The organism is Halomonas tibetensis (assembly GCF_042643535.1).
Lineage (GTDB): Bacteria > Pseudomonadota > Gammaproteobacteria > Pseudomonadales > Halomonadaceae > Halomonas > Halomonas tibetensis.
This window is the reverse complement of the sequence record NZ_JBHRSQ010000012.1, coordinates 227,071-245,577: the sequence shown is the minus strand read 5'-3', so window position 1 is coordinate 245,577 and position 18,507 is coordinate 227,071. Positions and strand designations below refer to the sequence as shown.

Annotated in this window: 14 protein-coding genes; 10 read left to right on the top strand and 4 right to left on the bottom strand. The window is 65.1% G+C overall.

Features of this window, described 5'->3' with window-relative positions; translation table 11 throughout:
• Window positions 1-20 precede the first annotated feature (20 nt).
• From ACFODV_RS10240 to ACFODV_RS10225, 4 genes are all read left to right on the top strand, one after another.
• Window positions 21-1,049 carry a Brp/Blh family beta-carotene 15,15'-dioxygenase gene (locus ACFODV_RS10240; protein ID WP_379758581.1) on the top strand — a complete coding sequence of 343 codons (1,029 nt, stop codon included), beginning with the start codon at window positions 21-23 and terminating at the stop codon, window positions 1,047-1,049.
• A 112-nt stretch (window positions 1,050-1,161) separates the two neighbouring features.
• Window positions 1,162-4,773, top strand: coding sequence for an exodeoxyribonuclease V subunit gamma (recC, locus tag ACFODV_RS10235; RefSeq protein WP_379758578.1), 3,612 nt, complete (start codon window positions 1,162-1,164; stop codon window positions 4,771-4,773).
• Window positions 4,770-8,585 (top strand): exodeoxyribonuclease V subunit beta, encoded by a 3,816-nt coding sequence (gene recB, locus ACFODV_RS10230; RefSeq protein ID WP_379758575.1) that lies wholly within the window; start codon window positions 4,770-4,772, stop codon window positions 8,583-8,585. The genes recC and recB overlap by 4 nt, the downstream gene beginning before the upstream one ends.
• Window positions 8,582-10,930, top strand: a complete 2,349-nt coding sequence (locus ACFODV_RS10225) for an AAA family ATPase (RefSeq protein ID WP_379758572.1) — start codon at window positions 8,582-8,584, stop codon at window positions 10,928-10,930. The genes recB and ACFODV_RS10225 overlap by 4 nt, the downstream gene beginning before the upstream one ends.
• Before the next feature lie 123 nt (window positions 10,931-11,053).
• Here ACFODV_RS10225 and ACFODV_RS10220 read toward each other — a convergent pair whose 3' ends face one another.
• From ACFODV_RS10220 to ACFODV_RS10210, 3 genes are all read right to left on the bottom strand, one after another.
• A complete protein-coding gene (locus ACFODV_RS10220; protein WP_379758569.1) occupies window positions 11,054-11,275 on the bottom strand; it encodes a GDCCVxC domain-containing (seleno)protein in 222 nt (73 codons plus the stop codon).
• Window positions 11,276-11,465: 190 nt separating this feature from the next.
• Entirely contained in the window at window positions 11,466-11,816 is a 351-nt protein-coding gene (locus ACFODV_RS10215; RefSeq protein WP_449271894.1) for a cupin domain-containing protein, read from the bottom strand.
• A 152-nt stretch (window positions 11,817-11,968) separates the two neighbouring features.
• Window positions 11,969-12,298 (bottom strand): DUF427 domain-containing protein, encoded by a 330-nt coding sequence (locus ACFODV_RS10210; protein ID WP_379758563.1) that lies wholly within the window; start codon window positions 12,296-12,298, stop codon window positions 11,969-11,971.
• 264 nt (window positions 12,299-12,562) lie between these two features.
• Between ACFODV_RS10210 and ACFODV_RS10205 the strand changes: the two genes are divergently transcribed.
• The 6 genes from ACFODV_RS10205 to ACFODV_RS10180 all read left to right on the top strand — a co-directional run bounded on the left by ACFODV_RS10205 (window position 12,563) and on the right by ACFODV_RS10180 (window position 18,005).
• Window positions 12,563-12,850: a coiled coil domain-containing protein gene (locus ACFODV_RS10205; protein WP_379758560.1), complete on the top strand. Its 288-nt coding sequence runs from the start codon at window positions 12,563-12,565 to the stop codon at window positions 12,848-12,850.
• Between the two features lie 107 nt (window positions 12,851-12,957).
• Window positions 12,958-14,109, top strand: a complete 1,152-nt coding sequence (locus ACFODV_RS10200; protein WP_379758557.1) for an acyltransferase family protein — start codon at window positions 12,958-12,960, stop codon at window positions 14,107-14,109.
• Between the two features lie 56 nt (window positions 14,110-14,165).
• On the top strand, window positions 14,166-14,846 hold the full coding sequence (locus tag ACFODV_RS10195; RefSeq protein ID WP_379758554.1) for a 5'-methylthioadenosine/S-adenosylhomocysteine nucleosidase: 681 nt from the start codon (window positions 14,166-14,168) through the stop codon (window positions 14,844-14,846).
• A gap of 1,063 nt (window positions 14,847-15,909) precedes the next feature.
• On the top strand, window positions 15,910-16,200 hold the full coding sequence (locus tag ACFODV_RS10190; protein ID WP_379758551.1) for a coiled coil domain-containing protein: 291 nt from the start codon (window positions 15,910-15,912) through the stop codon (window positions 16,198-16,200).
• A gap of 321 nt (window positions 16,201-16,521) precedes the next feature.
• Window positions 16,522-16,854: an antibiotic biosynthesis monooxygenase family protein gene (locus ACFODV_RS10185; protein ID WP_379758548.1), complete on the top strand. Its 333-nt coding sequence runs from the start codon at window positions 16,522-16,524 to the stop codon at window positions 16,852-16,854.
• An 83-nt stretch (window positions 16,855-16,937) separates the two neighbouring features.
• On the top strand, window positions 16,938-18,005 hold the full coding sequence (locus tag ACFODV_RS10180) for a phytoene/squalene synthase family protein (RefSeq protein ID WP_379758545.1): 1,068 nt from the start codon (window positions 16,938-16,940) through the stop codon (window positions 18,003-18,005).
• 67 nt (window positions 18,006-18,072) lie between these two features.
• Here ACFODV_RS10180 and ACFODV_RS10175 read toward each other — a convergent pair whose 3' ends face one another.
• The gene (locus ACFODV_RS10175) at window positions 18,073-18,321 is read right to left on the bottom strand and encodes a YdcH family protein (RefSeq protein WP_379758542.1); all 249 of its coding nucleotides are present in this window, start codon (window positions 18,319-18,321) and stop codon (window positions 18,073-18,075) included.
• Window positions 18,322-18,507: the final 186 nt, after the last annotated feature.

The window sequence follows — 18,507 nt, the reverse complement described above, 5'->3', positions numbered from 1 at the left end:
TCGACTCACCGGAGGTTGCCATGCCAGCCGACACGCCATTCTCCCTGCCCGGCTGGGCAGTCCACAGCGGCAAGCGCCATCGCCATGGGATCATCGTGGCGGCCATCTTGCTGGCAGTGATGGCGGCGTGGCTGCCGGAGATGACCCTGGGCCAGCAGTTCTGGATCGCACTGCTGCCCGTGATGGCCTTCGGCATGTCCCACGGGGGAGCCGATCCGATCATCATGGCCGACCTCAAGCGGACGCTGGGCCGGGGCAATGTACTGTGGCTGGGAAGCTATTGTCTCCTCATGCTGCTGGCCGTCGCCTTTATCTGGTGGCAGCCCGAGCTGGCACTGGCGGGATTCCTGCTGATGTCGGTGGCGCACTTCGCCACGACGGATATCCCGTTCCTTCCGCCGGGAGCGCCACGCCTGGCCGCCTGGTTGAGCGGCAGCCTGCCAATCGTGGGTCCCATGGCGGGCCATGCCGAGCAGGTGGCGGTGATGTTTGCCTGGTTGCTGCAGTACGACCCCGGCGCGCTGGTGACGGTCGTCCAGGTGACCGGATACGCGCTGATGGCCGTATGGATCGTGCTGTTTGCCGTGGCAGTCGTCACCACCCGGAAACGCGGCCGGCTAGCCGTGCTGATGGAGTTGAGCACGCTGGCTGCCGTATCGGTGCTGCTTCCACCGCTCCTGGCGTTCGCGTTCTATTTCTGCGCCATCCACAGCATCCGGCATTTCATCATGCTGATGACCTCGCTGCGGGCCAGGCAGGTAGATGTCGATATCAAGAAACTGGCGAGACTCGCGACACCCGCAACGCTCGGGGCGATAGCGCTGAGCCTCGGCGCCTGGTGGTTTCTGCTGGAGATGCAGCCAGACCGGGAAATGGCCTGGTTGTCAGAAGGGGTAAGGGTCATGTTCTGGGGGCTGGCCGTCCTCACCGTTCCGCATGCCTTGCTGGTGGCACTGTGGTCGCCCCCTGTCACCTCGCACAGCCCCTCGCAAAGCCTTTCGCAAAACCCCTCGCAAAGCCCTTCGCATAGCCCTTCGCATAGCCCCTAGCCACCGGACATCCATCGACCCGCTGACATGACGAGGGGGTGGCCCATCTCACCCCCCGCTGTGGCAACATAAGGGGTCTGTTGTTTCCGGCACCCAGCGAAGGAACCGCGCCATGCCCCTCACCGCTCTCCAGGGCCCTGAACTCGAACCCGGCTTTATGGTGATCCACGGCAACCGCCTGGAGGCCCTGCGCGGCCTGGCGGTGGCGTGGATGCGCCGCCACCCGCTGGGGCCGCTGGAGAACGAGACGATCCTGGTGCAGAGCAACGGCATCAGCCAGTGGCTCAAGCTGGCCCTGGCTGAGGACGAGGTCAACGGCGGTGCCGGCATCGCCGCCGCCTTGGACGTGACCCTGCCGGCGCGCTTCCTGTGGCAGGCCTACCGGGCCGCGCTCGGTGAGAGTGAGGTACCGCCGGTCTCCCCCTTCGACAAGCCGCGGCTGCAGTGGCGGCTGATGCGCCTGCTGCCCGCCCTGCTGGACTCCCCCGTCTTCGCCCCCCTGGCGCGCTTCCTGGCCCAGGACGACGACCTGCGCAAGCGCCACCAGCTGGCCGAGCGCCTGGCCGACCTCTTCGACCAGTACCAGGTCTACCGGGCCGACTGGCTGACCGCCTGGGCGGCGGGCGACGACGTGATCATCACCGCCCGGGGCGAGAAGCGCCCCCTGGACGAGGCGCAGCGCTGGCAGGCCGAGCTGTGGCGGGCACTGCGTGATGACATTTCACACACCCAGGGAGAAGCGGGCATCTCCTCCAGCCGCGCGACGGTGCATGCCCGCTTCCTCGAGGCGTGCCAGAGGCTCGACTCAGCCAGCCCTCCACCGGGGCTACCGCGCCGGGTCATCGTCTTCGGCATCTCCTCGCTGCCCGCTCAGACCCTGGAGGCGCTCGCCGCAATGGCGCGGGTCAGCCAGGTGCTGCTCTGCGTGCACAACCCCTGCCGCCACTACTGGGCCGACATCATCGAGCACAAGGACCTTTTGAGAGCGGCGGGACGCCGCCAGCAGCGCCGCCCCGGCATGCCGGCAGAGCTCGCCGAGACCGAGCTGCACCTGCACGCCCAGCCGCTGCTCGCCGCCTGGGGCAAGCAGGGCCGCGACTACCTGCGCCTGCTGGACGAGTTCGACGAGCAGCAGGCCTACCGCGGCCTCTTCGAGGGCGAGGCCCTGCGCATCGACCTCTTCGATTCGCCGCTGGGTGAGGCACCAGAAAAGGCCGAGCCCAGCCTGCTGCGCCAGCTGCAGGACGACATCCTCGAGCTGCGCCCGCTGGCAGAGACCCGCGAGACCTGGCCCGCCGTGGACCCGGCCCGCGACCATTCGCTGCGCTTCCAGGTCGCCCACAGCGCCCTGCGCGAGGTGGAGATCCTCCACGACCAGCTGCTCGCCGCCTTCAGCGAGGATCCTACTCTCAAGCCCCGCGACATCCTGGTGATGGTGCCGGATGTCGATCAGTACGCCGCCGCGGTGCAGGCGGTGTTAGGCCGGCTGGACCCCGACGACCCGCGCCATATCCCCTTCACCCTCTCCGACCAGGCCAGCCGTCACCGCCTGCCGCTGCTGATCGCCCTCGAACAGCTGCTGCGCCTGCCGGAGCTGCGCCTCTCGGTGAGCGACCTGCTCGACCTCCTGGAGGTGCCGGCCATCCGCGCGCGCTTCGCCATCCCCGAGAGCGGCCTGCCCACCCTGCGCCGCTGGATCGAGGGCGCCGGTATCCGCTGGGGGCTCGACGCCCGCCAGCGCCAGAGCCTCGACCTGCCGGAAGGCCTCACCGCCAACACCTGGGCCTTCGGCCTGCGCCGGCTGCTGCTGGGCTATGCGGTGGGCAACGCCGCCGACGGGCCCTGGCAGGGGGTGGAACCCTTTGATGACATCGGCGGTCTCGAAGCCGCGCTGGCCGGCCCGCTGGTCACGTTGATCGACACCCTGAAAGCCCAATGGCGCACGCTTGCCGACCCCTGTGATGTGACCACCTGGGGCGAGCGGCTTCGCGGCCTGCTGGAGGCCTGCTTTCTGGCGGATTCCGACCAGGACCTGATGGCGCTGACACGCCTGGAACAGGCGCTGGACGCCTGGCAGGAGAGCGCCGAGGAGGCCGAGCTCAGCGAGCCTCTGCCGCTCTCGGTGGTGCGCGAGCACTGGCTCGCCCAGGTGGACGAGGCGAGCCTCTCCCAGCGTTTCCTGGCCGGGGCGGTGAACATCGCCACCCTGATGCCGATGCGCGCCATCCCCTTCCGCCACGTCTGCCTGCTGGGCATGAACGATGCCGACTACCCGCGCACCCAGCGCCCGCTGGACATCGACCTGATGGCCCAGGACTACCGCCCCGGCGACCGCTCGCGCCGCGAGGACGACCGCTATCTCTTCCTGGAGGCGCTGCTCTCAGCGCGCGACCGGCTGAGCATCAGCTGGGTGGGTCGCAGCATCATCGACAACAGCGAGCAGCCGCCCTCTGTGCTGCTCGGCCAGCTGCGCGACCACCTCGCCCGCGGTTGGACGCTGGCGGATGTCGAGGTCAATAACGACAACGAGCAGGACGCAGGCAAGGCGCTGCTTGCCGCCCTGACCACCGAGCATCCGCTGCAGCCCTTCAGCATCGAGTATTTCCGGAAAGGCTCTTCATTGGCCACCTTCGCCCACGAGTGGCGAGAGCTGCACCGCCCCGACGCAGAGCCAGCGCCGGCCGCGGAACCGGCGCTGGCTCCCTTCCAGCAGGACAGCCCGCTGACCCTGATCCAGCTCGGCAACTTCCTCAAGGCACCGGTGCAGGCCTTCACCAACACTCGGCTCAAGGTCTTTCTCGAAACGGAAGCCATGGAGCGGCTCGACCACGAGCCCTTCGCCCTCGGCGGCCTCGACCACTGGCAGCTGCAGCACGCGCTGATCGAGGCGAGCCGCGAGGCGGTGGAGGCCGGCGAGCCCCATGAGCCCGCCATGCTGGTCGCCCTGGAGCGCCTCGAGCGCCAGGGGCGCCTGGCCATGGGAGGCTTCGCCGAGCGCATGCGCGACAGCCTCGTCGAGCCCATGGACTCCTTATTCGCCGATTACCGAAAGGTGCTCGATGAATGGCCCCACGCCATGGACGAGCCACTGGACGTATCGCTCGATCTTCGAGATGCCCTGGGCGATGGCCTCCAGTTGGAGGACTGGCTGGGCGAGCTGCGCGTCAATGACGCCACGGAGCGCTGCCGAGTGCTGCTCACCACCAGCAGCCTGATCAACAAGGGCAAGTACCACTGGAAGCACTGGCTCACCCCCTGGGTCGCCCACCTGGCCGGCCAGCTCGAGGGGCCCATGACCACACGGCTGCTCTCCCGGGCCGGTGGCGGCACCCTCACCCCGCTGCCCGCCGACGAGGCCCGCGACCACCTCGCCGTCATCGCCGCGGCCTGGCAGCGCGGCATGGCCACGCCGCTGCCGCTGGCCCGGGACACCGCCTTCGCCTGGCTGGAGAAGGGCGGCACGCCCCAGGCCATGGCCCGCTGCCTCGCCGGCGAGGCCACCGAAGAGGACGACAAGGCCTGGAAGGCCGCCAACACCGTTTTCTACGGCAGCGGCTTCAACAACGACCACGGCGAGCGCGGCCGCGACCCCTACCTGCTGCGCCAGTGGTCCGAGCTTGAGGCCATGCTTCGCTCAACGGAGAGCGGTGGCTTCGCCGAGCTGGCCGAACGGCTCTACGCCCCGCTATTACACGCGGTACGCAAGCCGAAGGAGAAGAGATGAGCGGCACTCCCCCGATCCTCGACCCGATCCGCCTGCCGCTTACAGGCAGCCGGCTGATCGAGGCCAGCGCCGGCACCGGCAAGACCTTCACCATCGCCCTGCTCTATGTGCGCCTGGTGCTGGGCCCGCGGGACGACACGGACGCCGAGAGCTTCCCCCGCGCCCTCACCCCGCCGGAGATCCTGGTGGTGACCTTCACCAACGCCGCCACCCGAGAGCTGCGCGACCGCATCCGCGCCCGGCTGGTAGAAGCCGCCGATGCCTTCCTAAGCCCTCATTGGGGTCAGACCCCAAAGTCCACTGAAGGGTCTGACCCCTTGCTGGCCCTGCGCGACAGCTACCCGGAGGAGCGTTGGTCGGCTTGCGCCCGCCGACTGCAGCTGGCCGCCGAGTGGATGGACGAGGCCGCGGTCTCCACCATCCACTCCTGGTGCCACCGCATGCTGCGCGAGCACGCCTTCGAGAGCGGCAGCCTCTTCTCCCTGGAGATGAACCTCGACCAGTCCGAGCTCGAGCTGGAGGTCGCCCGGGACTACTGGCGCAGCTTCTACTACGCCCTGGACGCCGAGGCCCTGGCGGTAGTTACCCGCTACTGGGAGACCCCGGACGCCCTGGCCGAAGACGTGCGCCGCCTGCAGGGCGACGCCGACCTGCTGCCCGACGCCCTGCCCCCCGCCGGCGCCCTGGCCGCCATGCAGGCCGAACGCACCCGCGTGCTGGCTTCGCTCAAGGCGCCCTGGCCCGCCTGGGTGGATGCGCTCTCGGAAGCGCTGGAGACCGGCGCCGCCGCCAAGGCCTTCGACCAGCGCAAGCTCAACAGCAAGAGTCGCGCGGACTGGCTGGCGAAGCTGCGCGACTGGGCCTTTGATCCCGAGCTCGCCACCCCGGCGCTGACCGACACCGCCTGGAAGCGCCTGACCCCGGAGGGCATCGCCGAGATCTGGAAGCAGGGCGAGCCCCTGGACCATCCCGCGCTGCACGCCCTGGCCGAGCTGCCGAGCCAACTCGAGGCCCTGCCCGACGCCCACGCCGACCTGCTGGCCCACGCCGTGCGCTGGATGAGTGAGCGGCGAGAGCGCATGCAGCAGCGCCGTGCCGAGCTGGGCCCCGACGACCTGCTCGAACGCCTCGATCGCGCCTTCGCCGGCCCCTCCGGCGAGGCGCTGGCGGCGCACGTGCGCCGTCAGTTCCCGGTGGCCCTGGTGGACGAGTTCCAGGATACCGACCCGGTGCAGTACCGGCTTTTCGACCATGTCTATCGGCTGGCCGAGGCCCCCGATCCCGACGCCCCCAGCGGCATTCTGCTGATCGGCGACCCCAAGCAGGCGATCTACGCCTTCCGCGGTGCGGATATCCACACCTACCTGCAGGCGCGGCGCGACACCGCCGGTCGTCACGTTACCCTGGGCACCAACTTCCGCTCGTCCACCGCCATGGTGGAGGCGGTCAACCGGGTGTTCCGCTTCGCCGAATCCCACCCCGCCGGCCGCGGCGCCTTCCTCTTCCGCTCGCCCCAGGGCGACAACCCGGTGCCTTTTTTACCCGTGGGGGCAAAGGGCAGAAAGGATTCCCTGACCCGCGACGGCGAGCCACTGCCCGCCATGACGCTCTGGCATTTAAAAAGCGGGCATTCAGCGAGCGGCCAGGCCGAGGGGCCAAGCGAAGAGCTCAGCAAGGGCGCCTATTTCAAGGAGATGGCCGCGCGCTGCGCCACCCGAATGGCCGAGCTGCTCTGCGAGGGCCAGCAGGGCCGCACCGGCTTCAGCGAAACCGACAAGCCCTTCCGCGCGCTCAAGCCCTCGGATCTCGCCGTGCTGGTCAACAACGCGGGCGAGGCCAGGGCGATCCGCGGCGCACTGCTCCAGCGCGGCATCCGCAGCGTCTATCTCTCCGACAAGGAGGGTGTCTTCGAGACCCCGGCGGCCCTGGAACTGGAGGTGTGGCTGGCCGCCTGCGCCGAGCCCGACAGCGAGCGTCGCCTGCATGCCGCCCTGGCCATGCCCAGCCTGGGCATGGTAAATCACGACCTCGATGCCCTGCAGCATGACGAGCTGGCCTGGGAAGAGCGGGTGCTGCAGTTCCGGGCCTATCACCGCCAGTGGCAGCGCCAGGGCGTGCTGCCCATGCTGCACCGGCTGCTGGCGGACTTCGCCGTCCCCACCCGGCTGCTGAAGAGCGCCAGCGGCGAGCGGCACCTGACCGACCTGCTGCACCTGGGCGAGCTGTTGCAGCAGGCCAGCGCCGAGCTCGACGGCGAGCACGCCCTGCTGCGCCACCTCAGCGAGGCTCGCACCCACCCGCCCCCGCAGGCCGACACCCACCGCCTGCGACTGGAGAGCGACGCCGACCTGGTGCAGGTCATCACCATTCACAAGTCCAAGGGGCTCGAGTACCCGCTGGTCTTCCTGCCCTTTATCTGCGCCTTCCGCGAGAAAAAGGCCGGCGACCTGCCGCTCACCTGGCACGACGACCAGGGCCGGCGCCACCTCTCCCTGGCGCCCGACGAGACGGTGCTGACCCGGGCCGACGACGAGCGGCTGGGAGAAGACCTGCGAAAGCTCTACGTGGCCCTGACCCGCGCCCGCCATGCCACCTGGCTGGGCATCGCCCCGCTCAAGGGGCTGGAGCGCAGCGCCATCGGCCAGGTGCTCACCGCCGGCGCGCCGCTCTCGCCAGACGGCCTGCTAGATGCCCTCTTCCCCCTCGCCCAGGGAGCGCCAGAGACGGAGCTGCACGTGGCGCCGGCGCCCGAACCCGGCGACCTCATGGTGCCCGTGGAGACGAACGGCGAGGCCCTGCGCGAAGCACTCACGCCGACCCGACGCGCCCGGGAGCACTGGTGGATTTCCAGCTACTCCGCGCTGCGCCGGGGCGGCGAAAGAATGGGCGGCGAAAGAATTGGCGGCGAGCGCATCGGCGGGGGAGAGGAAGCGCCCACTCTTCTGGAAGAACCCGAGACGGCTCTGGAAGCCACCGCCCGGGAGATGAGCGACGAGCCCCAGGACTCGACCCATTCGCCCACGACGGCAAGTCAGTCTTCGCTTCACGTGTTCCCGAGAGGGCCAGCAGCGGGCACCTTCCTGCACGGCCTGCTGGAGTGGGCCGGCCGGGAAGGCTTCGCCCGGCTGGCCGCGGAGCCCGAGCGCCTGGACGACACCCTGGCGCGGCGCGCCAACCTGCGCGGCTGGCGCGAGCGCATCCCGGCGCTGCAGGCCTGGCTGCGCGGGCTGCTGGCCTGCGAGCTGCCGGTGCCGAACGCCCCCGAGGGATCGGTTTCGCCACTGCGCCTGGAGCGGTTGGAGAGCGCTCACTATCAGGTGGAGCTGGAGTTCTGGTTCGCCGCCCACAGGGTCGATACCGCCCGTCTGGACGCCCTCGTGAGCGCTCACACACTGGGCGGTGCCGCCCGGCCGGCGCTGGAAAGCGACCGGCTCAACGGCATGCTCAAGGGCTTCATCGACATGGTGGTGGAGCACGAGGGGCGCTTCTACGTGCTGGACTGGAAGTCCAACCACCTGGGCCGCGACGACGAGGCCTACTCCGAGGCGGCCATGGCCGAGGCGGTGCGCGAGAAGCGCTACGACCTGCAGTACTGCCTCTACCTGCTGGCCCTGCACCGCCTGCTCCGCTCGCGGCTGCCGGACTACGACATCGACCGCCACCTGGGCGGGGCGCTCTATGTGTTCCTGCGCGGCCAGCACGCCCCCTCCCGCGGCGTGCACCGCGAGCGCCCATCCCGCGAGCTGATCGAGGCGCTGGACGCCCTGTTCCGCGCCCCCGAGACCGCCACCGCCGTGGAGGCACAGCCATGAGTGACCACTCACCCACCGCCGATGCCGCCACCGCCGATGCCCTGCGCAACCCGCAGGCGCTGTTCGCCCTGCTTGACCGCTGGGTAACCCGCGGCTGGTTGCGCGCCCTGGACCGCGCCTTCGCCGCCTTCCTCGCCCGCGAGGTGCCCGATGCCTCCGCCCCGCTGCTGCTGGCCGCGGCGCTGGCCAGCCACCAGCTCGGCCGCGGCCATGTCTGCCTGGACCTGGCACAGACCCTGGCCGAACCGGACCTGGCCCTCTCCCTGCCGCCGGAGGGCGACAGCCTGGAGGACCCGTCGCCCCGGCCCAGCCAGCTGCTCGGCGAGCTCACCCTCGCCGACTGGCAGGCCAGCCTCGACCACCCGCTGATCATCGGCCACGGCCCCGGCAACACCCCGCTGGTGCTCGACGGCACCCGGCTCTACCTGCGCCGCTACTGGCACCACGAGCGCTCCATCCAGTACCACATCGCCGCCAGGCTGGAAAAGGAAACTGTCGAGACGCTGGGGAAGGAAACCTGTGGGAGCGCAATTCATTGCCGGTTCGACGCCTCGACGAATGGCGCCGACAGGCGCCCGGCGGAGTCCACCCACACAGCCAGCACCGCCACCCTGGCCTCAGCTCTCGACGCACTCTTCCCTGCCAGCACCACCCTGGACTGGCAGAAGGCCGCCTGCGCCCTGGCCGCCCGCTCGCCCTTCGCCGTGATCACCGGCGGCCCCGGCACCGGCAAGACCACCACCGTGGTCAAGCTGCTCGCCCTGCTGCAGACCCTGGCCCTGGGCGAAGGCCGCCGCGCGCTGCGCATCCGCCTGGCCGCCCCCACCGGCAAGGCCGCCGCACGCCTCAACGAATCCATCGCCGGGCAGGTCAGTTCCCTGCAGCTGGAGGACCTGACCCATCTGCTGGATGCCCCCGAGGCAACGGAAGGCAGTGTCCCCCTGTGGGAGCGCAGTTCAGTGATGGTCCGACACTTCGGCGAAGGCGGTGTCGACACCCTTCGAAAAGCCATCCCCACCGAGGTCACCACCCTGCACCGCCTGCTGGGCTCGCGCCCCGATACCCGCCACTTCCGCCATAACGCCCGCAACCCCCTGCCGCTGGACGTGCTGGTGGTGGACGAGGCCTCCATGGTCGACGTGGAGATGATGGCCGCCCTGCTCGACGCCCTACCGCACCGGGCCCGCCTGGTGCTGCTGGGCGACAAGGACCAGCTCGCCTCGGTGGAAGCCGGCTCCGTGCTGGGCGACCTGTGCGCCCGGGCCGAAGGCGGCCACTACACGCCAGAAACCGCCGACTGGCTCGCCGAAGCCACCGGCCAGGCGCTGCCGCCCGAGATGCTCGACGCAGCAGGCGCCCCGCTGGACCAGGCCATCGCCATGCTGCGGGTCAGCCACCGCTTCGACGCCGAGAGCGGCATCGGCCAGCTGGCCAGCGCGGTGAACCATGAAGAACAAGCGTCAGGCCGCAACACCCCGATCAGGGGGAAGCGCGCCGCGATCCGCAGCGTTCTTGGCCACGGCTACGCCGACCTCTCCCATCTGAAGCTCGACACCGACGGCGACCGCAACCTGGAACGCCTGGTGGTTTCGGGCCACGCCGCGGGCTTCCCTGATCGAGGAAAGAGCGGAGGCGAGGGCCGCGTGGTGAACGGCCACGCCCTTCCGCCGCCGGTAGGCTATCGCCACTATCTCGAGATCATGAAGGCCGCCGCGCCCACCACTGGAGCAGACGGCGAGATCGACCGCGAGGCCCTGGACGACTGGGCCCGTGCGGTGCTGGCCGCCCACGGCCAGTTCCAGCTGCTCTGCGCTCTGCGCCGCGGCCCCTGGGGCGTGGAGGGGTTGAACGAGCGCATCCGCGCTGCGCTGGAGAAGGAAGAATTGATCGACACCGGCGACGGCCGCCGACTCTGCTATCCCGGCCGCCCGGTGCTGGTCACCCGCAACGACTACGGCCTGGGGCTGATGAACGGCGATATCGGCATCACCCTGGCGCTGCCGCAAGCTGGAGCGTCAGCCGAAGGCGCCAACCGCGCCCCGGCGCTGCGTGTCGCCTTCCCCGCCACTGATGGCAGCGGCCAGATCAAGTGGGTTCTGCCCAGCCGCCTGCAGGCGGTAGAGACGGTCTATGCGATGACGGTGCACAAGTCCCAGGGCTCGGAGTTCACTCACACCGCCCTGCTGCTCCCCGACGCCCCCAACCCGATTCTCACCCGCGAACTGGTCTACACCGGCATCACCCGCGCCCGCCACTGGCTCACCCTGGTCGAAACAGGGCGAGGACAGCTAATGGATGCCGTGGAGAGAAGAGTGATGCGGGTAAGTGGGTTGGGAAAGGGGTAGTCGCTGGGAGAGGCAATGGCGCCTTTCGGCCAAAAACAGCCATTGAGTTTTCCTGATGTATAACGCTTTTCTCACCGGAAAATGGGGAGCGTAGCGAGAATTTTTTCCGCGTGCAGCAATTTGTTATAGGCCAGGAGCACAACACCCTGACCCTTGTTGAATTGGCGGGCACGGTACCGTGCCGTATGAACAAAAGACACAGCAGTCTCCATGCTTTGGCTTCAGTAAAACATGACAAGACTCACACTCGTAAAAATACTGGCATGAGTCGGTAGGCATGGTTTCTGTTTTCTCGTGGCCACAGCTTGGACATTTGATTGTTGATTCCAAAACTATATCGACCATAGCCATACCCTCCTGAAAGGTGTGAATTTTCGCTCAAACCACATTGGACGAGGCTCAGTACGGAAATTGGCCAGACCTATAACGCCGCGTTAACCAGCGCGCACCATCTGCCGCGATGCGGCAAGCTTGTTGGCGCGTGTCTGGGTTGAACAATGAGTTAGAACTCTCTTGGACGCACATTTAAGAAAGACTATTTTTCGGCCAACGCAAAACCCGCGTTGCCAGATGCAACCACTGAGACAAATATAAACGGCTCTGAACCAGAATTTAAAGCGCCATGTACTTGCCCAGGTTTTGCTATGGCAATATCTCCAGCCTTTAGATGAGCGACTATGCCGCCTCCTTGGTAATATTCAGCTTCTCCAGAGATAACTGTCCAAGTATCTTGGCCGTGGGGGTGAATATGAGCGGCTATTTCTTGCCCAGGATGGGCATGCCAAACAACAACTGCTGAGTCTTTGGTTTCCAGAACTACTGAACGAATTGGTTCGCCGTCAGATGGACGAATATGTTTTGCTACCGAAAATATTCTTGATTCCATTCCCATATCCCTTCCAAAAATCTAATTGGTTTGAAAATTTATTACAGTACAACTGTATCCGAGAATTCAACACCAATTATCACGCATGCTGCATATCCCCGATGAACGTGCCTGCTGTCTTTACCGGCATGGCTGCTTTGGGTCGATAGCCGTCATTCGCACTCCGCCCCATAAAACACCACCCTCATCGCGATGCCCTTCAACTCCTCCAAAGGCCGTTCATAACTCCACGCCACATCCTTACGCTCGCCAAACGAGAAGTACGAAGCATCACCCTTCAACGGGCAGTGGGTCACGGTCTCGGAGGGGGTCAGCAGGTCCATGCGAACATCATCGCGGGGGAGGTACTGCCGCGGCGGGTAGCCGCGTTCGCGGAGTTCGATGGCGCGGGTGGTGTTGGCGAGCCGAGTGCCGTCGATGACGGCCTGCACCCGGTGAGAATGTGGGTGGAGCGTGATACTCGGCTCGTGGGCATCGTCCATGATCGTTCCCTGTGCGTTTTCTCGTATTTTTGACAGGTTAGCAGCCCGCGAACGCGGCGGCGTTGGCATATCACTTACAGCGTTGGTCTAAGGGTGAGTATCGAAAGGTCGTCTGTGACATGGATCAGGCTTGGCAAGGGGCGCGCGCCGCGGCTTGCGTCGGCCCCCGAGGAGTATGTCATCCTGATAAGTACGCTACCTGTCGGCTCCGCGGCGGGCTATCTTCAAGGTTCCATGAACCGGAAAACGGAAAGGAGGGGCCCCATGAGCAACAAGGAAGCCTACGAGCAGAAGCTGCAGGCCAAGCTGGATGAACTGCAGGCTGAAGTGGACAAGCTGAAGGCCAGGGCCAAGAGCGCCGAGGCCGATGCGCGTATCGACAGGGAGGAAGAGATCGACCGGCTCGAGGCGAAGCGCGAGGAGATGCGCGCGAAGCTCAAGGAGCTGCGCGACTCAAGCGACGATGCCTGGGACGATATCAAGGCCGGCGCTGAGCGCGCCTGGGATTCGCTGAGCCAATCCCTCGAGAAGGCGCGTTCTCGCTTCAAGTGACCGAGCACGCCCCTCGAAGCCATAGAACATCGGACGAGGGCTGCCGATAAGGAGTGGCAGCCCGCAGATCGAGCAGGCGTGTTGAGCATGTTCTTCCCGGAGCCACCATGGAACGAAGGGTAGACCTGGACTGGCTGCGCGTTCTGCTCTTTGCGCTGCTGGTACTGCACCATGTCGCCGTCGGCTTTATCGACATCGGCGCCGACATTTACGGCGTCGTCAACAACGATTTGGGCGGGCCGCTGCTCAACCTCTTCGTCTATTTCAGCCAGAGCTGGCGCTTGCCGCTGCTCTTCCTGATCTCCGGCATCGGCACCTGGTTTGCCACACGGCATGTGGTTGGTATTCGCCCTCTGGCTGGCCGAGTGGCACGCCTGATGGTGCCGGCGCTGTTTGGCACCTTCGTGTTGAACGTGACCTATGGCTACACCCTCGCATCGGCCACCGGCGACGCGCCGGGGTCGTTTCTTACCTTCTGGGCAGCGTGGCTCCTGGACCCTGAGCCGAGGCAGGTCGGCCATCTCTGGTTTCTGTACAACCTGACGCTCTACACGCTGATACTCTGGCCCTTCCGCTTTCTCCTGGACCGGTGGCAGCCGGCTCCGTCATCGGTCCCTCGGGTGCTGGGTACCATGGCGGTCGGTGCCACGCTCATCACGTTGGTGCTCAAGCCTTACCTGTCGGCGATCGCCGGGGATGGATATCAGTTCGCCTGGTACCTGTGGATCTTCGCATCCGGCTACGTGATCGGCGCCCATCATCACAACATTCTTGCCTGGCTGGCCAAGCGAGCCTACTGGCTGATGGCCGCGGGTGTCGTCTGCTTCGCCGCGGAAGTGGTCATGCTGGCCATGGAGATCGACGCCTCGCCGGCAGGCGGCCTGGCGATGGCGCAGGGAGGCTGGGCGAGTGATGGCTTCGCCCCCGCGTTTCACCCCGGGCACGTGCTGTTCACTGCCATCAGCGGCATCAACACCTGGCTGTGGTGCCTCGCCTTCCTGGGACTGGCGGCACGCTATCTCCAGTTCGACCGCCCGGCGCTGCGCTTCCTGGGTCCAGCCGTCTTCCCGGTCTACGTGCTGCACTTCCCGATCACCCTGGTCGGGCTGGCACTGATCGCGGAACTGGCCTGGCCATGGCCCGTCAAGTTCCTGCTGCTCGCCGTTAGCGTCTACGGCCTGTCGATCGCTATCTATCTCGGCGTGAGGCGGATGGGGCGGGTGGTTTATCTGATCGGCGGAAAAGCACTACGGATGTAGCCACTGCATCAACCCACACGGAGACGAGGCAACTGATGGCAAGAAAAGCAACATCGATGAAGAAAACCCGACCTCTCGACTCCCGGGCCGATGAATTCGGCGAGGCCGAGCTGACGGTTCTGGGCGGCCATAACATCCTCTTCGTGATGGCCGTCGACGTCGAATACGGCCCGCATCTCAAGCAGCGTTTCACCCCTTTGATATCCGGCGTTGGGCCCGTCGAGGCGGCCGTCGAACTCACCGTGGCTCTTGCTACCCTCGCCCAGCGTGAGCGCCTGCCTGATCTCGTGGTGTCGCTGGGATCGGCCGGCAGCCGGGTTCTCGAGCAGACGGAGATCTATCAGGCGATTTCCGTCGCCTACCGCGACATGGATGCCACTCCATTGGGCTGTGAAAAGGGTGCCACACCCTTTCTCGACCTGCCGGCAACCGTTGCTCTGCCGTTGCGCATTCCCGGCATTCGTGAGGCTTCGCTGTCGACCGGTGCCAATATCGTCTCCGGCGCGGCCTATGACGCCATCGCCGCCGAGATGGTGGATATGGAAAGCTACGCTTGCCTGCGCGCCTGCATGCGCTTCCGGGTGCCGCTGGTGGTGCTGCGCGGCATTTCGGACGGCAAGACGGAACTGCGCCACGTCGGCCATTGGACCGAATACCTTCATGTTATCGACGAAAAGCTCGCCAGCGCCGTCGACCGGCTCGGCGAGGCGCTCGCCGACGGCCTGTTGGAGCGTTAAGCGCTGGCAGAATCAGAGTAAACGGCTGGGGGTCTCGGGCCATGCCCAAGGGTTATACGATGTCGGCGTGGGCCGCCTAAGTAGCGGCCAGTTTCTGGGTGCGGTGAAGGGGCGCGTGTTGCAGGCGAGAGAGTTGGAGAGACTGCGGTAACCCGCGATCTGATATGAGCGAGTCGTCCTGATGACTCATTGGTTCTGCCAATGCGTTGGCATTACACCACAGGACGACTCGTCAAATTTATATCTCGTCGTCAGAATAGAGTGACGTTACATTATTCGCGGCTTAGGTTCGGATTAACAGACTCATACTCGAATGTCGCGCCAGGTCTAGGGTCAGGGCTAGGCACCGACAAATCCCGGCGAAATCTTTGCTCAACCGCTGCGATTGGACAGGCTCTCCTGTATTGCATGGCTGTAATGGACTGCACTTGACTCTGATAGCAGACCTGTGGGTCGTAGGGTTGAGAGCACTTATAATATTGGCGCTGAACTTGATTGTTCAGATTTCCCCATAAGTGAAAATAATACCTTGGGTTCGATTCGCAAACGATTGTGTCATCTGGCGGCGGAATCGCCATTGCAGAACTGACGGTCAAACTCAGAGCAATCAGCAGGCTTGACTTGATTCTTATTTTCATGGGACGTACCTCGCTATTCATATAATAGCCAAGCAGGCATTTATCACTATACCTGTGGCGGTAGCGTTAGCTGGCCTTTTACAACGAGCGCACTTACTGAGTCGAAGCATACGAGGAAATGGTTCATTTTTTTATTTTTAGCGAATCTTAAACGTATACGCCATCACCTAATGCGTCAAGAACGGGAGGCCGCTTATAACTCCACGTTATAGCTTTACACCCAAAAAATAAGGCTCACGATGCATCGCCCCGGAACGGCCAGCGAGTCCCGGTCTCGGGGAGATCAGCTCGTCCATCCGCACATCCTCGCATGGGATATACTGGTCCCCGAGGAATATGCCATTCTGACGGAAGCGCTACCTGCCGGCTCGCTAGCGGGTTGTCTTCAAGGTTCAACGAACCGAAAAACGGAAAGGAACGGCCCCATGAGCAACAAGGAAGCCTACGAGCAGAAGCTGCAGGCCAAGCTGGACGAGATGCAAGCCGAGGTCGACAAGTTGAAGGCCAAGGCGGATGAAGCCGAGGCCGATGCGCGTATCGAGCGGGAGAAAGAGATCGACCGGCTGGAGGCGAAGCGAGAAGAGATGCGCGAGAAGCTCGAAGAGATTCGCAATTCCAGCGACGATGCCTGGGACGATATCAAGACCGGTGCAGAAAGCGCGTGGAACTCACTGACCGAATCCCTCGATAAGGCACGTTCTCGCTTCAAGAAATGACCCTGCCGGAGGCGCCTGCCACGGCTGTTGTCCAGCCGCGGGTAGATCACTCTTCGTCGGATCAGAGCAGAATCACCCCTTGGGCGCCAGACGTCGCTATGCTGTAGGGCCTGGCCGAGTGCAGGCCGGCCAGCTGCGTTATCGCATGCTGATCGATCAAGCGGCATCAGGTCTGGGTCGATTCCCAACTCATGCCGCCGGTCAGCCCGATGGTTTGTATACCCCCTCTCTGCTCGACGAGAACGTTCGGTCGCCTTGCCTCTCGGGGGGCAAGATGTCATCGTCCACCGGATTATTCGCCTGGCAGAGGGAGAGTGCGCCTTGTTTATTGCCATGAACCGTTTTCAAGTCAATCCCGAAAGAGCAGAAGAGTTCGAACTGATGTGGCTGGAGCGGGAAACGCATCTTCAGGGCCTGCCCGGTTTCGTCGAGTTTCATATGCTTCGCGGCCCCGAGAAGGAGGATCATGTGCTCTACGCCTCCCATACCGTCTGGCGCTCGCGAGACGACTTCGATGCCTGGACGCACTCCGAGGCATTTCGCGCGGCGCACGCCAATGCCGGACAAAGCCGGCGGGAAGGACTGTATCTGGGCCCGCCGGCGTTCGAGGGCTTCGAGGTCATCCAGACGATCGGCAATGAGACCGACGACTGACAGCGCATCAGGAAGTAGTTGATGGTGCATCTATCCAGCGGCGAGCCTCCTCACCTGCTCCCCACATCGGCGATACTATCGGTATGACTCCCGCCTCGCTCGCCCTACAGGATCGGCTTCTGCCCGGTGTTTCCCGGACGTTTGCCCTGACTATTCCGCAGTTGCCGGAGACCCTGCGCCCGGCGATCACCAATGCCTACCTGCTGTGCCGTATCGCTGACACGGTGGAAGACAGCACTGAGATGGCGCCCGACGAGAAGGACGCCCACTATCATCGCCTGCTGGCAGGATTGAAGAACGCCACCGCCGCCAGGGATTTCTCCGAGACGTTACTCGACACCGGCCTGGTGCAAGACCCGCTGGAACAAGAGCTGGTCGCCCAGACACCCGGTGTGCTGGGCGCGTTCGGTGAACTGCCGGTCGATCAGCAGGCGGCGCTCCGCGACTGCGTCACCACCATGTGCCATGGCATGGCCGATTTCGAACGCCTGAAAAACCCCCATGGCCTTCCAGACAGCGGCTACCTGCGGGACTACTGTTACGCGGTGGCCGGCTGCGTCGGCGAAATGCTGACTCGCTTGTTCGCCGGCACGCATCCGCGTATCAGCGAGCAGCAAGAAGAGCTACGGCGCCTGTCGGTGGCCTTCGGCCAGGGGTTACAGATGACCAACATCCTCAAGGATGTCTGGGACGATCGCCAGCGCGGCATCTGCTGGCTCCCGCGTGACGTCTTCGAGGCGCGCGGGGTCGATCTGGTGCAGACCCATGACTGGCAGGATCATCCGGGCTATCGCGACGGCATCCGCTTCCTGGTGGCCGTCGCTCATCATCATCTGAGGCTGGCGCAGGAATATACGCTGCGCATTCCGGCTTCCGAAGTGGGCATTCGGCGGTTCTGCAGCTGGTCAATCGGCATGGCGCTCTCGACACTGCGCAAGATTGCCCACCATCCTGGCTACACCGCCGGCGATCAGGTCAAGATCTCGCGCCGGCACCTGCGCCTGATTGTCGCTACGAGCAATCTCTCGGTCGGCAGCGATACACTGCTGCGCGGGGTGTTTCAGCTTGCCCGCCAGCGGCTGCCCAGTGTTCAGGAACAGGAGATCGGACAGCTGCTGGCGGGGGGCGTCTCGGGGGATTACCGCACATGACGCGCTTGATCTGAGGGGTCGTCTCAGCAGTTCGTATCAGCGCCCTTGGCAACCTCGTCGAGTGTACTCAGGCCGAGGCGGGGCGCGTGAGATAGACCGCGATCTTGTCCTTCAGCGCGACGCGCTTCTTGCGGGCGTCTTCCTCGATGTGAGTGGCAACCGGCTCGATTTCTGTCTCCATTCGATGGATTTCGCGATTGAGCTCATGGTAATCCTCGGCCAGTTTCGCGAAATGGGCGTCGGACTGTTTGAGATCATGGATGCGCTCAGCGTGCTCGGGAAACTCTTCAGCAAGTTGGTGTGGCGTGTGGCCCATGTCGGCTCCTGGATCAATGATTGTCGGTATTCAAGGAAGACAGACATTAACACACTCACTGTGGCCTATCAGCCAGTCCCTGGGGGCACCCAACGGCGATGACGTCTAAGCGGCCGCACTGCCAGATCAGGGGACCCTCAATGCATCAGCGTTCAAGGCAGGACACTGGCATTTCGGCAGTGAACT

Bases quoted from the DNA above. Each gene is read 5' to 3' on its own strand.
- ACFODV_RS10240 (WP_379758581.1), top strand. From the start codon at position 21: ATGCCAGCCGACACGCCATTCTCCCTGCCCGGCTGGGCAGTCCACAGC.
- recC (WP_379758578.1), top strand. From the start codon at position 1,162: ATGCCCCTCACCGCTCTCCAGGGCCCTGAACTCGAACCCGGCTTTATG.
- recB (WP_379758575.1), top strand. From the start codon at position 4,770: ATGAGCGGCACTCCCCCGATCCTCGACCCGATCCGCCTGCCGCTTACA.
- ACFODV_RS10225 (WP_379758572.1), top strand. From the start codon at position 8,582: ATGAGTGACCACTCACCCACCGCCGATGCCGCCACCGCCGATGCCCTG.
- ACFODV_RS10220 (WP_379758569.1), bottom strand. From the start codon at position 11,275: ATGGTCGATATAGTTTTGGAATCAACAATCAAATGTCCAAGCTGTGGC.
- ACFODV_RS10215 (WP_449271894.1), bottom strand. From the start codon at position 11,816: ATGGAATCAAGAATATTTTCGGTAGCAAAACATATTCGTCCATCTGAC.
- ACFODV_RS10210 (WP_379758563.1), bottom strand. From the start codon at position 12,298: ATGGACGATGCCCACGAGCCGAGTATCACGCTCCACCCACATTCTCAC.
- ACFODV_RS10205 (WP_379758560.1), top strand. From the start codon at position 12,563: ATGAGCAACAAGGAAGCCTACGAGCAGAAGCTGCAGGCCAAGCTGGAT.
- ACFODV_RS10200 (WP_379758557.1), top strand. From the start codon at position 12,958: ATGGAACGAAGGGTAGACCTGGACTGGCTGCGCGTTCTGCTCTTTGCG.
- ACFODV_RS10195 (WP_379758554.1), top strand. From the start codon at position 14,166: ATGAAGAAAACCCGACCTCTCGACTCCCGGGCCGATGAATTCGGCGAG.
- ACFODV_RS10190 (WP_379758551.1), top strand. From the start codon at position 15,910: ATGAGCAACAAGGAAGCCTACGAGCAGAAGCTGCAGGCCAAGCTGGAC.
- ACFODV_RS10180 (WP_379758545.1), top strand. From the start codon at position 16,938: ATGACTCCCGCCTCGCTCGCCCTACAGGATCGGCTTCTGCCCGGTGTT.
- ACFODV_RS10175 (WP_379758542.1), bottom strand. From the start codon at position 18,321: ATGGGCCACACGCCACACCAACTTGCTGAAGAGTTTCCCGAGCACGCT.